Source organism: Streptomyces sp. Q6 (assembly GCF_036967205.1).
Lineage (GTDB): Bacteria > Actinomycetota > Actinomycetes > Streptomycetales > Streptomycetaceae > Streptomyces > Streptomyces citrinus.
Genome location: NZ_CP146022.1, coordinates 5981205 through 5994505, shown reverse-complemented (window position 1 = coordinate 5994505; position 13301 = coordinate 5981205). Strand labels below are relative to the sequence as shown.

The following is a 13301-nucleotide window of genomic DNA, read 5'->3' as shown; positions in this document are numbered from 1 at the left end:
GGGACACAGCTGCCTCCGCACGTAATGGTCTGCATCAGACCCATTGAGTGATTCGGCGGGGACGGTAGCGAGGCCAGATGACCCTGGGAAGTACGAGAACCAGCCGAAACGTAAACGTCCAAGGGTTCGGGACAAAGGTCCAACCACCGGGGTCCGCGCGACGGGTGGCTACGGCCGGCCGAGGACTAGGAGTCCGGCCCAGAGCGCCACGGTGGAGGCGAGCAGCGTGGCGGGCACGGTGAGCAGCCCGAGCCGGGTGAACTCCCCCAGCTCCGGCTCGGTGCCGTGGGCGTGCACGATGCGCCGCCACAGCAGGGTCGCCAGCGATCCCACGTACGTGAGGTTGGGCCCGAGATTGACGCCGATCAGGGCGGCGAGGACCGGCCCGGGTCCGGCCGGGGCGACCACCGGCAGCAGGGCGAGGACCGCGGGCAGGTTGTTGATGAGGTTGGCGAGCAGCGCGGCGACCCCGGCGACGGCGAGCAGGGCCGGCAGGGACGATCCGTCCGGCAGGACGTGGCCGAGGGCGTCGCCGAGTCCGTTGTCGACGACCGCCTTCACGACGACGCCGAGCGCGAGGACGAAGACGCAGAACGGCAGATTGGCCGCGCCGACCAGCTCGCGCGGGGTGCTGTGGCGCCGGGCCAGCGCCCTGGCCCCGAGCACGAGCGCGCCCGCGAGCGCCGCCCACAGCGGCTCGATCCCGGCGAACGACGTGACGACGAACCCGGCGAGGGTGAGGGCGAGGACGACGAGGGTGAACACCGGTACCCCGGTGGGTTCCACGTCGTCGGGCTCGTGCGCGGGCGCGGCGAGGTCGTCGGCGAAGTACCGCCGGAACACCGCGTACTCGACGCCGATCGCGGCCAGCCAGGGCAGGGCCATCAGCCCGGCGAACCGGCTGAAGGTGAGCCCGCTCGCGGCGAAGGCCAGCAGGTTCGTCAGGTTGGAGACGGGGAGCAGGAGGGACGCCGAGTTGGCGAGGTGGGCGCTCGCGTAGACGTGCGGGCGGGGGCTCGCGCCGATCCGGGCGGCGGTGGCGAAGACGACCGGGGTGAGCAGGACGACGGTGGCGTCCAGGCTCAGGACGGCGGTGATGACGGCGGCGACGGCGAACACCCCGCCGAGCATCCGCCGCGGACTGCCGTGGCAGGCCCGCGCGACGGCGTCACCGGCCGCCTTGAACAGTCCTTCGTCGGCGCAGAGTTGCGCGAGGAGCAGGATCGCGGCGAGGAACCCGACGACGGGGAGCAGCTCCTGCGTCTCGGCCCAGGCGTGGGCGGGCGAGACGGCGCCGACGGCCATGGCGGCACCGGCCGCGGGTACGGCGGCGACCGCCTCCGGCCAGTTGCGGGGGCGTACCACCGCGAAGGCGAGCGTGACGGCGAGCAGGGCGAGGGAGGTGAGCAGCACTCAGGCCTCTCCGGCGTTCTGGGGGCGGGGTCCGGGGCGGGGCCCCGCGACGTGGACACGAAGAGGCGGCGGCACATCGGCTCCCCGATGCGCCGCCGCCCGATTCGCTCAGCCGTCGGAGACGCCCAGCTTCTCCAGGATCAGTTCCTTGACGCGGGCCGCGTCGGCCTGACCCCGGGTCGCCTTCATGACGGCGCCCACCAGGGCGCCGGCGGCGGCGACCTTGCCGCCGCGGATCTTGTCGGCGACGCCCGGGTTGCCGGCGATGGCCTCGTCCACGGCGGTGGTGAGCGCGCCCTCGTCGGAGACGACCTTCAGGCCGCGCTTCTCGACGACCTCGTCGGGCGTGCCCTCGCCCTTGAGCACGCCGTCGATGACCTGACGGGCCAGCTTGTCGTTGAGGTCGCCCGCGGCGACGAGCTCCGAGACGCGCGCCACGTGCTCGGGCGTGATCGGCAGCGCGCCGACCTCGACCCCCTGCTCGTTGGCGTTGCGCGCCAGCTCACCCATCCACCACTTGCGGGCGGACGTGGAGTCGGCCCCGGCGTTGATCGTCGCGACGATCGGGCCGATGGCGCCGGCGTTGCGGATCGACTGCATGTCGTGGGCGGTGATGCCCCACTCCTCGATCAGCCGGTTGCGCTGCGCGAGCGGCAGCTCCGGGAGACCGGCGCGCAGTTCCTCGACCCACTCGCGGGAGGGGGCCACCGGCACCAGGTCCGGCTCGGGGAAGTAGCGGTAGTCCTCGGCGTTGTCCTTGATGCGGCCCGAGGTGGTGGAGCCGTCCTCCTCGTGGAAGTGACGGGTCTCCTGCACGATCGTTCCGCCCGAGGACAGCACGGCGGCGTGCCGCTGGATCTCGAAGCGGGCGGCGCGCTCGACGGAGCGCAGCGAGTTGACGTTCTTCGTCTCGCTGCGCGTGCCGAACTCCTTGGTCCCGTGGGGACGCAGGGACAGGTTCACGTCGCAGCGCATCTGGCCCTTGTCCATCCGGGCCTCGGACACGTCGAGCGACTTGATGACCTCGCGCAGCTCGGCGACGTACGCCTTGGCGACCTCGGGGGCCCGCTCGCCCGCGCCCTCGATGGGCTTGGTGACGATCTCGATGAGCGGGATGCCGGCGCGGTTGTAGTCGAGCAGCGAGTGCGAGGCGCCGTGGATGCGGCCGGTGGCACCGCCGACGTGCGTCGACTTGCCGGTGTCCTCCTCCATGTGGGCGCGCTCGATCTCCACGCGGAAGACCTCGCCGTCCTCCAGCTGTACGTCGAGGTAGCCGTTGAAGGCGATGGGCTCGTCGTACTGGGAGGTCTGGAAGTTCTTCGGCATGTCCGGATAGAAGTAGTTCTTCCGGGCGAAGCGGCACCACTCGGCGATCTCGCAGTGCAGCGCGAGGCCGATCTTGATGGCCGACTCGACGCCGATCTCGTTCACGACCGGCAGCGCGCCGGGCAGGCCGAGACAGGTCGGGCAGGTCTGGCTGTTGGCGTCCTGCTTCAGCTCGGTGGAGCAGCCGCAGAACATCTTCGTCTTGGTGCCGAGCTCGACATGGACCTCAAGGCCCATGACGGGGTCGTACGACGCGAGAGCGTCCTCGTACGACAGCAGCTCGGGTGTGGTCGTGGCAGTCACGATTTCTGGTACTTCCCTCTCAGCCCAGCAGGACGTCGTCGTCGCCGAGCCGCTTCAGTTCGCGCAGCAGCAGGGCGATGCCGGTGGCGATGGCGGCGGCGGAGACGACGGCGTCGACGAGACGCAGGGTGTCGTTCTCGGTCCGCGCCTTCTTCGCCTGCTTCATGACGCTGAGCGCGCCGAAAGCGGTCGTCCCGATCGACAGGTAGGTGCCGGACTTGGACTTCTTGAAGCCCTTGGCCTTGTTCAGTGCACTCACAGCGACGGTGCCTCCTCGAGCAGCGGGTGCCCCCACTTTTCCACGAAGGCGGCCTCGACGGCGGCGCCGACCTTGTACAGACGGTCGTCCTTCATGGCGGGAGCGATGATCTGCAGGCCGACGGGCAGGCCGTCCTCCGGCGCGAGGCCGCAGGGCAGCGACATGGCGGAGTTGCCGGCCAGGTTGGTCGGAATGGTGCACAGGTCCGCGAGGTACATCGCCATCGGGTCGTCGGCGCGCTCGCCGATCGGGAAGGCGGTGGTCGGCGTCGTCGGCGACACGATGACGTCGACCTGCTCGAACGCGGCCTCGAACTCGCGCGTGATGAGCGTGCGGACCTTCTGGGCGCTGCCGTAGTACGCGTCGTAGTAGCCGGAGCTCAGCGCGTACGTGCCCAGGATGATGCGGCGCTTGACCTCGTCGCCGAAGCCGGCCTCGCGGGTCAGCGCGGTGACGTCCTCGGCGGACTTCGTGCCGTCGTCACCGACGCGCAGGCCGTAGCGCATGGCGTCGAACCGGGCGAGGTTCGAGGAGCACTCGGACGGCGCGATCAGGTAGTACGCCGACAGGGCGAGGTCGAACGTCGGGCAGTCCAGCTCGACGATCTCGGCGCCCAGCGACTTCAGGAGCTCGACGGACTCGTCGAAGCGCTGCACGACACCGGCCTGGTAGCCCTCGCCGCGGAACTGCTTGACGACACCGACGCGCATGCCCCGCACCGAGCCGTTGCGCGCGGCCTCGACGACCGGCGGGACCGGGGCGTCGATGGACGTGGAGTCGAGCGGGTCGTGCCCGGCGATGGCCTCGTGCAGCAGCGCCGCGTCGAGGACCGTACGGGCACAGGGGCCGCCCTGGTCCAGGGAGCTGGAGAAGGCGACCATGCCGTAGCGCGAGACGCCGCCGTACGTGGGCTTGACGCCGACGGTGCCGGTGACGGCGGCGGGCTGGCGGATGGAACCGCCGGTGTCCGTGCCGATGGCGAGCGGGGCCTGGTACGCGGCGAGGGCCGCGCTGGAGCCGCCGCCCGAGCCGCCGGGGATGCGGGTGAGGTCCCACGGGTTGCCCGTCGGGCCGTACGCGCTGTTCTCCGTCGACGACCCCATGGCGAACTCGTCCATGTTGGTCTTGCCGAGGATGACGACGTCGGCGGCCTTGAGCCGCTTCGTGACCGTCGCGTCGTACGGCGGGATCCAGCCTTCGAGGATCTTGGAGCCGACCGTGGTCGGCACGCCCTCGGTGGTGAAGATGTCCTTCAGCGCGAGCGGGACGCCGGCCAGCGGGCCGAGCTTCTCGCCCCGGGCGCGCTTCTCGTCGACGGCGCGGGCCTGCGCGAGCGCACCCTCGCGGTCGACGTGCAGGAAGGCGTGCACCTTCTCGTCGACGGCCTCGATCCGGGCCAGGTGGGCCTCGGTGACCTCGACGGCCGTGAGCTCGCCGGAAGCGATCTTCTCGGCGATCTCGGCGGCGGTGAGCTTGATGATGGTGACGTGGGTGTCCGTCATGGTGATTAGTCCTCCCCCAGGATCTGCGGCACCTTGAAACGCTGCTGCTCCTGGGCCGGGGCGCCGGAGAGCGCCTGCTCGGGGGTGAGCGACGGACGGACCTCGTCCGCGCGCATGACGTTCGTCAGCGGCAGCGGGTGGGAGGTCGGCGGTACGTCTTGGTCGGCGACCTCACTGACGCGGGCGACCGCGCCGATGATGTCGTCGAGCTGGCCGGCGAAGTGATCCAGTTCTTCGGCCTTGAGCTCCAGACGCGCCAGCCGTGCGAGGTGGGCGACCTCCTCGCGCGTGATGCCAGGCATGCAGCGATCCTCTGGGGTGAGAGTGTGTGGTTTGGGGCCAATCCTATGGGGCCGGGACCCGTGCCCGGTAAACGGTTTGTTCCGGCCCTCTTCCCGGAGCTGCGTGATCGACGCGCTCCGGCGTCAGCCGACCGCCCCGGGCTCGTCCGCCGGGGCCGCCGGAAGGGCCGCGGGCTCCCGCTGCCAGCCGCGCGGCCCGCGGGCCCGCAGCCACGCGGTCGTCTCGTCCGGCGGCATCGCCGCGGCGACGAGCCAGCCCTGCACCGCGTCGCACCCCAGGTCGCGCAGGCGCTCCCACGTCTCGTCGTCCTCGACGCCCTCGGCGACGACGAGCAGGCCCAGTGAGTGGGCGAGGTCGACGGTGCAGCGGACGATCTCCGCGTCCTCGTTGTCCACGGCGAGCCGGGCCACGAACGACCGGTCGATCTTCAGCTCGCTGACCGGCAGGCGCCGCAGGTGCACGAGCGAGGAGTACCCGGTGCCGAAGTCGTCGAGCGACATCTTCACGCCGTGCCCGGTCAGTCCGGCCAGGGTGTCGGCGGCCCGCTGCGGGTCCTCCAGGAGGACGTGTTCCGTTATCTCCAGCTGGAGGGATCCGGCGGGGACGCCGTGCCGGGCGAGACGCGCCGCGACCGTTCCGGCGAAGCCGGGGGTGTGCACGTCACGCGGGGAGACATTGACCGCGACCGGGACGAACAGCCCCTGGGCCCGCCAGCGCGCGACCTGCGCGAGCGCCGTGTCCAGGACGTACTCGGTCAGGTGCGGCATGAGTCCGGACGACTCAGCGATGGCGATGAACTCGTCAGGCGGAACCTTCCCTCGCTCGGGGTGCACCCACCGCACGAGCGCCTCCAGGCCCGCCACGTGCCCGTCGAAGCGGACCTTCGGCTGGTAGTGCAGCTCCACGTCGCCGGCGTCGAGCGCGCGGCGCAGGTCGCCCAGCAGACCGAGCCGGTCGGGGGTGTTCGAGTCGCGCTTCGACTCGTACACCTCGACGCCCGTACGGTCCCGCTTCGCCTGGTACATCGCGACGTCGGCCCGACGCAGCAGGCCCTCCGCGTCCAGGGCGTGGTCGGGGAAGACGGCGAGTCCCGCGCTCGCCTCCAGGACCAGTGTCAGACCGTCGAGGTCGAGCGGTGAGCCGAGCGCGGCGACCAGGTTGCGGGCCACACGGGTCGCGGACGTCGTGGAGTCGGCGACCGGGAGGAGCACGGCGAACTCGTCGCCGCCGAGCCGGGCCGCCTCGGCCCCGCGCGGCAGGGCCGCTCTCAGCCGGTCCGCGATCTGCAGCAGGAGCCGGTCGCCGGCAAGGTGCCCGAGCGTGTCGTTGACCGAACGGAAGCGGTCGAGGTCGATCAGCAGGAGCGCGCTGCGCGCCCCGATCCGCTCGGCGTCGTCGAGCGCGCTCCAGGTCCGCTCCAGCAGCCACTGCCGGTTGGGCAGTCCGGTGAGCGGGTCGCGCAGCTGCTCCTCGGCGCGGGCCCGCGCGATCCACAGCGTCGAGTCGAGCGCGATCAGCGGGATCGAGAACAGCGGCAGGAGCACCGGCAGGGCGATGGCGACGACGCAGACGAGCGGCGCGATGCCGAGCAGCGCGATCCCGACGAGGCCCTGCCGGACGAGCGCCGTACGGGCGACCGTGGGCAGTCCGGCGGGACGCGGCGCGTGCACGTACCAGAGCAGGGAGCGTGTGACGAGCAGGTAGGCGGCGGCCACGAGGGCGACCTCGGGCGCGGTGTAGAGGTCCCAGGTCTCCGGTTTCCACGGCGTCTCGACGGAGGGCAGGCGGCCGAACGCGGCGAGCACCAGGGCGCCCGCGCCGATGCCGAGGATGTCGATCGCGCCGTGCAGCACGCCCTGGCGCCAGCGGTGCCTGCGGGCGATGCCGACGAGCACGACGACGGTGAGGCTGACCATCCCGGCGGGCACCCAGCCGTACAGGAGCAGGACGGCGAGGGTGAGGGCGGCGCCGGATCCGGTGCCGCCCCACCAGCGGTCGCGGCCGAGGGCGACGAGATGGCCGACGATGATGCCGGTCAGGACGGCGAGCGACCAGCCGACGGTGCCGGACGGGAAGAGTGCGTGGGGGCCGCTGAACGCGCGGTAGAACCCGGCGCCGAGGACCACCGCGGCGAGCGCGACGACGGCGCCGGGCAGCAGCGGCAGCGCCGCGGCCCGTGCGGTCTCGGCCTGCGGGATCTGGTGGTTGCGGGCGGGTACGGCGACGCCGACGCGGCCGCTCGTGCTGAACGGGGCCGACGTGGGGGCGGCTCCCGTCGGCGGGTCGGGGTCGAACTTCCGTGCGCCGCCGGGCCGGTGGGGCGCTGCGCGCCGTCGGGGCCGACCGGGCCGGGCGACGTCCCCCGTGCCCGGTCCACGCCGAGTCGGGCGACTCCGCGTCCGCCTCCACGCAACCAATTGCGCCAGTTCACCACACCACCGCGCTCGTTCTCCCCGTGACCGCTGTCGCTGTTGTCGCCCTCGTCGACGCGACGAGCCGTACCGCGCCGCGCCCGTCGGCGCGGGTGCAGGCGTGAGTCCGGGGCGGCGCTCTCGGTCGGTTCCATTCCCGTCCCTCTCACAGCCGGCGGTGCCCACGTCCGCTGCCCGCTCCCCCGGCTCCCGATGAGCTTCTGGTGAGCAGGAGATGCCCCATCCGCAGCAAGACACGGCAGGCGCACACCTCAACAGTAGGCCGCAGAAGGCTTCCACGGGCACCAGACGGACGCGCCCGGCGATGGTTGCCCGAATGCGGCCCGGCCACCCTTATGCATCTGATATGCGCCGAACGGGTGGCCTTCAACCGCTACTCCTCGGTCGGCTCTTCGGCGGGAAGTGCCACTTCGGCGGCCGCTTCCGGCCCTTGTTCCAGCAGGACGGCGAACCCGTCCTCGTCCAGAACCGGAACCTTCACCTGCATGGCCTTGTCGTACTTCGATCCCGGGTTGTCCCCGACGACCACGAAGGACGTCTTCTTGGAAACGGAACCGGTCACCTTGGCGCCTCTGGTCTGGAGGGCCTCTTTCGCACCGTCCCTGGTGAAGTTCTGGAGCGTTCCGGTGACGACGACGGTGAGACCTTCGAGCGGGCGCGGCCCCTCATCCTCGCCCGCGCCCTCCTCCTCCATGCGCACACCGGCCGCGCGCCACTTGCGCAGGATCTCCCGGTGCCAGTCCTCGGCGAACCACTGCTTCACCGACGCGGCGATGATCCCGCCGACGCCGTCGGTCGCGGCGAGTTCCTCCTCGGTGGCCTGGTCGATGCGGTCGATGGAGCGGAACTCGCGGGCCAGCGCCTCGGCCGCGACCGGGCCGACGTGCCGGATCGACAGGCCGTTGATGACGCGGGCGAGCGGGCGGGTCTTGGCGGCGTCGATGTGCTCCAGCATCGCCACCGCGTTCTTCTTCGGCTCGCCCTTCTGGTTGGCGAAGACCGTGACGACCTTGTCCTCGCCGGTCTTCGGGTCGCGCTTGGGCAGCCCGCTGTCCGGGTCGAGGACGTACGCCTTGATGGGCAGGAGCTGCTCGATGGTGAGATCGAAGAGGTCGCCCTCGTCGGTGAGCGGCGGCTCGGCCGGCTCCAGGGGGGCGGTCAGCGCGGCGGCGGCCACGGCCCCGAAGTTCTCGATGTCGAGGCACTGCCGGCCGCCGAGGTAGAACAGCCGCTCCCGCAACTGGGCCGGACACGTGCGGGCGTTGGGACACCGCAGGTCGATGTCGCCCTCTTTCATGGCCCGCAGCGCGGTGCCGCACTCGGGGCACTCGGCGGGCATCACGAACGCGTACTCGCTGCCGTCGCGCAGGTCGGCGACCGGGCCGAGGATCTCGGGGATGACGTCACCGGCCTTGCGGATGACGACGGTGTCCCCGATGAGGACGCCCTTCTTCTTGACGACCTCCTGGTTGTGCAGGGTGGCGAACTCGACCTCGGAGCCGGCGACGGTGACCGGCTCCACCTGCGCGTACGGGGTGACGCGGCCGGTGCGGCCCACGCCCACCCGGATGTTGACCAGCTTGGTGTTGACCTCTTCGGGCGGGAACTTCCAGGCGATGGCCCAGCGCGGGGCGCGTGCCGTGGAACCGAGGCGGCCCTGGAGCGGGATCTCGTCGAGCTTGACGACGGCACCGTCGATCTCGTGCTCCACGGAGTGGCGGTTCTCCCCGAAGTACGCGATGAACTCCCGTACGCCCTTGAGGTCGTCGACCACCCTGTTGTGCTTCGCGGTGGGCAGGCCCCATTCACGCAGCAGCTCGTAGGCCTGCGACAAGCGGTCGATGTCGAAGCCCTCACGGGCGCCGATGCCGTGGACGACCATGTGCAGGGGGCGGGTCGCGGTGACGCGCGGGTCCTTCTGGCGGAGCGAACCCGCCGCCGCGTTGCGGGGGTTGGCGAAGGGCTTGTCGCCGGCCTCCACCAGTCGGGCGTTCAGCTCCTCGAACTTGTCCATGGGGAAGAAGACCTCGCCGCGGATCTCGACGAGGGCGGGGACGCGGTCGCCCTTGAGGCGGTCGGGGATCTCGGTGATCGTGCGGACGTTCGGCGTGATGTCCTCGCCGACGCGGCCGTCGCCGCGGGTCGCCGCGCGCGTGAGCCGCCCGTTCTCGTACGTCAGGTTGACCGCGAGGCCGTCGACCTTCAGCTCGCACAGGAAGTGGTAGCCGGGGGCGCCGACGTCCTTGGCGACGCGGTCGGCCCAGGCCGCCAACTCCGCGTCGTCGAAGGCGTTGTCCAGCGAGAGCATGCGCTCGCGGTGCTCGACGGACGTGAACTCCGTCTCGTAGTTCCCCGCGACCTTCTGCGTCGGCGAGTCCGGTGTGCGCAGCTCCGGGTACTGCTCCTCCAGCGCCTCCAGGGAGCGCAGCAGCTTGTCGAACTCGGCGTCCGAGACGACCGGCGCGTCCTTCACGTAGTAGCGGAAGCGGTGCTCCTCGATCTGCTCGGCGATCCGGGCGTGCTCGTCCCGCGCTTCGGCGGGCACGGGGTCCTTCGCCCCTGCCGTGTTTCCCGCGCTTGCGGCAGCCACCGTCTCGTCCTCCCGTTAGCCTCAGTCAGCCTTCGTGCCCGGTCACTCAGGGTTGTCCGCGAGTGATCTTGCCGCCCGGGCGCAGTGGGCAAGTGCCGCGCGGGCGTACGCCGGTGAGGCACCCGCGAGGCCGCACGACGGCGTGACCACGACCGACTCCGCGAGAGAGCCCGGATTCAGCCCCAGCCTGCGCCACAGCGTCCTGACACCCATGACGCTACCGGCAGGGTCCGACAATGGACTGTCCACGCCCGGTACGACACCGGCGAAGAGCTTCGTACCGGCTTCGACGGCCTCCCCGATCGTGTCGTCGTCACGCTCGGTGAGCAGTGAGAAGTCGAACGAGATCGCGTCGGCGCCGGAGCGGCGCAGCAGGGCGAACGGCACGTCGGGCGCGCAGGAGTGGACGACGACGGGTCCGCCGGTGTGCACCGCGAGCACGTCGCGCAGCCCGCTCTCGACGACCTGGCGGTCGACGGCGCGGTGGGTGCGGTAGGTGCTGGCCGTCTTGACCTGACCCCGCAGGACGGAGATCAGGGACGGCTCGTCGAGCTGGAGCACGACCTGCGCGCCGGGCACCCGGCGCCGCACGTCGGCGAGGTGCTCGCGCAGCCCTTCCGCGAGCGATCCGGCGAGGTCCCGGCACGCGCCCGGGTCCGAGAGCGCGGCCTCGCCGTTCCTCAGCTCCAGCGCGGCGGCGAGCGTCCACGGCCCGACGACCTGCACCTTCAGCGGGCCCTCGTAGCCCTGCGTGAACTCCTCGAGCGCGTCGAGGTCCTCGCCGAGCCACGACCTGGCGCGCTTGGTGTCCCGGCCGGGCCGGTCGCCGACGCGCCAGCCGCTGGGCTCCACGCGCGCGTACACGTCGACGAGCAGCCCGGCGGTGCGCCCGATCATGTCGGCGCCGGGTCCGCGCGCGGGCAGTTCGGCGAGGAACGGCGTCCCCTGTTCGGCGTTCTCGAAGGAACCGGTGACGGTCTTGGCGGCCTCCCGGGCGTCACCACCGGGCATGGAACCGACGCCGGTGGCCGGTCCCCATTTGAAGTCGCTCTTTTCGCTCACTCAGGAAGGGTACGTAACGCGCCGCGGCGACCGGTCATCAGTAGGGGGCGCCCACCCGCTCCAGGAACCTGCGCAGGCCGTCCGGGTCGGTGAGGTCGAGGTTGTTGCGGAACCGGGCGCGCTCCCAGGCGACGGTCTCCGGCCCGTGCAGGCTGCCGCGCGCGATGAACTCGCCGCCCGCGTCGAGCAGGACGAGGGTCATGCCGCCGAGGCAGCGGCAGATGTCGTCCGCGAAGACGCCGCCGGTCGTGAGGGCGCGCAGCTCGGCGAGCGCGTCGGCGTCGTACACCTCGCCGCACACGGGGCGCTCGGTGAGCGGCACGTCCGTGTCGCCACCGGCCAGCAGCACAGCGGCCTCCGCGCGCCCCCAGACGTCGTCGAGCCACGCGCGGATCGCGGTCCCGCCCGTGGCCGGCACGTCAGCGGCCCGGACGGACCGTCAGGTCGTTGACCTCGGCGTCGTGCGGGAGGTCGAGGGCCATGAGGATCGTCGTGGCGACGGACTCCGGGTCGATCCAGCGGGACGCGTCGTACTCCTTGCCCTCCTGCTGGTGGACCTTGGCCTGCATGGGGCTCGCGGTGCGGCCGGGGTACACGGAGGTGACCCGTACGCCGTTGCCGTGCTCCTCGTGGCGCAGCGAGTCCGCGAGGGCCTTCAGGCCGTGCTTGGAGGCGGCGTACGCGGACCAGTCGGCGTGGGCGTTGAGACCGGCGCCGGAGTTCACGAAGAGGACGTGGCCCTGGGTGACGCGGAGCTGGGGCAGGAGGTGGCGGGTCAGCTCGGCCGGGGCGATGAGGTTGACGTTGAGCTGGTGGCGCCACGCCTTCGGGGTGAGTTCGCCGACCGGGCCGAGGTCGACGACGCCGGCGATGTGCAGCAGCGAGTCGACCCGGTCGGGCAGCGACTGGTGCGAGAACGCCCAGGACAGCTTGTCCGGGTCGGCGAGGTCGCCGACGAGGGTGCGCGCGCCGGGGAACTCGGCGGCGAGTTCCTTGGCGCGGCCCGCGTCGCGCGCGTGGAGGAAGAGTTCGTCGCCGCGCGCGTGGAGGCGGCGGGCGACGGCGGCGCCGATGCCGGAACCGGCGCCGGTGATCACATGGGTAGCCATGCCCGCCATGCTCGCACTACTCGATGCCGGCCGACTCCTCCAGGTAGGCGAGCGCACCGACCGGCTCCTCGGCGAAGAAGACGAGGTCAGTGAGGGGAAGGGGCAGGAACCCCTCGTCCTCCATCCTGCGGAACTGCTCCTTCAGGCCGTCGTAGAAGCCGGCGGAGTTCAGCAGCACGATCGGCTTGTCGGTCTTGCCGTGCTTCTTCAGTTCGAGGATCTCGGTGGCCTCGTCGAGCGTCCCCGTACCGCCGACCATGATCACCACGGCGTCGGCCTTCTCCAGGAGCAGCGCCTTGCGCTCGGCGAGGTCCTTGGCGATGACCATCTCGTCCGGCTCGACGACCGCCCGCGCCTTGGCGGCGAGGAAGTCCACGGACACCCCTACGAGCCGCCCGCCCGCCTCGTGCACGCCGTCGGCGACCACCTTCATGAGCCCGCTCTCGGACCCGCCCCACACCAGGGTGTGCCCGCCCTTGCCGAGCAGCTCGGCGAATTCACGGGCCGGGCGGGTGTAGCGGTCGTCGAGGTCGGCGGCGGAGAGGAAGACGCAGATGTTCATGGCCTCTACCGTACGACTCCCCGTTCCGGGGCTCCGAGGGGGAAGAACCCGGCCCCGGCGAGCGCTGAACCTCGTATGGCTGATGGACACACGATCACGATCGAGCAGGGTACGCAGCGCGTGCGCGTCGTCCGGGACGGGCAGGTGCTCGCCGAGAGCGGCCGCCCTCTGTTGCTGCGCGAGACCGGTTGTCCGGTGCGCTACTACATCCCCCCGCAGGACGTCCGCACCGACCTCCTCACTCCCTCGGACACCACGACGTACTGCCCCTTCAAGGGAACGGCCGCCTACTGGTCGCTCCCCGACGCGAAGGACCTCGTCTGGGCCTACCCGCGCCCCAAGGACGAAGTGGCCGCCATCAAGGACCACTTGTGCTTCTACGAGGTCGAGGTGGTGGGATGAGCACGGGACGGGCCACCACGTAGCGGCCCGCGCAGGAC

General features: G+C 71.6%; 11 protein-coding genes and 1 pseudogene. 1 reads left to right on the top strand and 11 read right to left on the bottom strand.

All coding sequences use genetic code 11. The annotated features are described in order from the left end of the window. Window positions 1–168: 168 nt before the first annotated feature. From V2W30_RS27965 to V2W30_RS27915, 11 genes and pseudogenes are all read right to left on the bottom strand, one after another. A complete protein-coding gene (locus tag V2W30_RS27965; RefSeq protein WP_338700823.1) occupies window positions 169–1413 on the bottom strand; it encodes an SLC13 family permease in 1245 nt (414 codons plus the stop codon). A gap of 108 nt (window positions 1414–1521) precedes the next feature. Continuing rightward, window positions 1522–3042, bottom strand: coding sequence for an Asp-tRNA(Asn)/Glu-tRNA(Gln) amidotransferase subunit GatB (gene gatB / locus V2W30_RS27960; RefSeq protein WP_338700821.1), 1521 nt, complete (start codon window positions 3040–3042; stop codon window positions 1522–1524). Window positions 3043–3061: 19 nt separating this feature from the next. After that, window positions 3062–3301 (bottom strand): hypothetical protein, encoded by a 240-nt coding sequence (locus V2W30_RS27955; protein ID WP_338700819.1) that lies wholly within the window; start codon window positions 3299–3301, stop codon window positions 3062–3064. Beyond that, a complete protein-coding gene (gatA, locus tag V2W30_RS27950; protein WP_338700817.1) occupies window positions 3298–4803 on the bottom strand; it encodes an Asp-tRNA(Asn)/Glu-tRNA(Gln) amidotransferase subunit GatA in 1506 nt (501 codons plus the stop codon). Before gatA ends, V2W30_RS27955 begins: the two co-directional genes overlap by 4 nt. Window positions 4804–4808: 5 nt before the next feature. After that, window positions 4809–5105, bottom strand: coding sequence for an Asp-tRNA(Asn)/Glu-tRNA(Gln) amidotransferase subunit GatC (gene gatC / locus V2W30_RS27945; protein WP_010984178.1), 297 nt, complete (start codon window positions 5103–5105; stop codon window positions 4809–4811). Between the two features lie 123 nt (window positions 5106–5228). Next, window positions 5229–7268, bottom strand: a pseudogene (locus V2W30_RS27940) (putative bifunctional diguanylate cyclase/phosphodiesterase); the annotation flags it as partial. A 643-nt stretch (window positions 7269–7911) separates the two neighbouring features. Continuing rightward, the gene (ligA, locus tag V2W30_RS27935) at window positions 7912–10128 is read right to left on the bottom strand and encodes an NAD-dependent DNA ligase LigA (protein ID WP_338700814.1); all 2217 of its coding nucleotides are present in this window, start codon (window positions 10126–10128) and stop codon (window positions 7912–7914) included. Between the two features lie 42 nt (window positions 10129–10170). Continuing rightward, window positions 10171–11190 (bottom strand): methionine synthase, encoded by a 1020-nt coding sequence (locus V2W30_RS27930; RefSeq protein WP_338700812.1) that lies wholly within the window; start codon window positions 11188–11190, stop codon window positions 10171–10173. Window positions 11191–11227: 37 nt separating this feature from the next. Further along, window positions 11228–11608 carry a hypothetical protein gene (locus tag V2W30_RS27925; RefSeq protein ID WP_338700810.1) on the bottom strand — a complete coding sequence of 127 codons (381 nt, stop codon included), beginning with the start codon at window positions 11606–11608 and terminating at the stop codon, window positions 11228–11230. A gap of 1 nt (window position 11609) precedes the next feature. Beyond that, the gene (locus V2W30_RS27920; protein ID WP_338700809.1) at window positions 11610–12308 is read right to left on the bottom strand and encodes an SDR family oxidoreductase; all 699 of its coding nucleotides are present in this window, start codon (window positions 12306–12308) and stop codon (window positions 11610–11612) included. Window positions 12309–12315: 7 nt separating this feature from the next. Beyond that, complete coding sequence (locus tag V2W30_RS27915) at window positions 12316–12861, bottom strand: TIGR00730 family Rossman fold protein (RefSeq protein WP_338700807.1); 546 nt, start codon at window positions 12859–12861, stop codon at window positions 12316–12318. Between the two features lie 75 nt (window positions 12862–12936). On the opposite strand from V2W30_RS27915, the gene V2W30_RS27910 reads away from it, so the two are divergent. Further along, window positions 12937–13263, top strand: a complete 327-nt coding sequence (locus V2W30_RS27910) for a DUF427 domain-containing protein (RefSeq protein ID WP_338700805.1) — start codon at window positions 12937–12939, stop codon at window positions 13261–13263. Window positions 13264–13301: the final 38 nt, after the last annotated feature.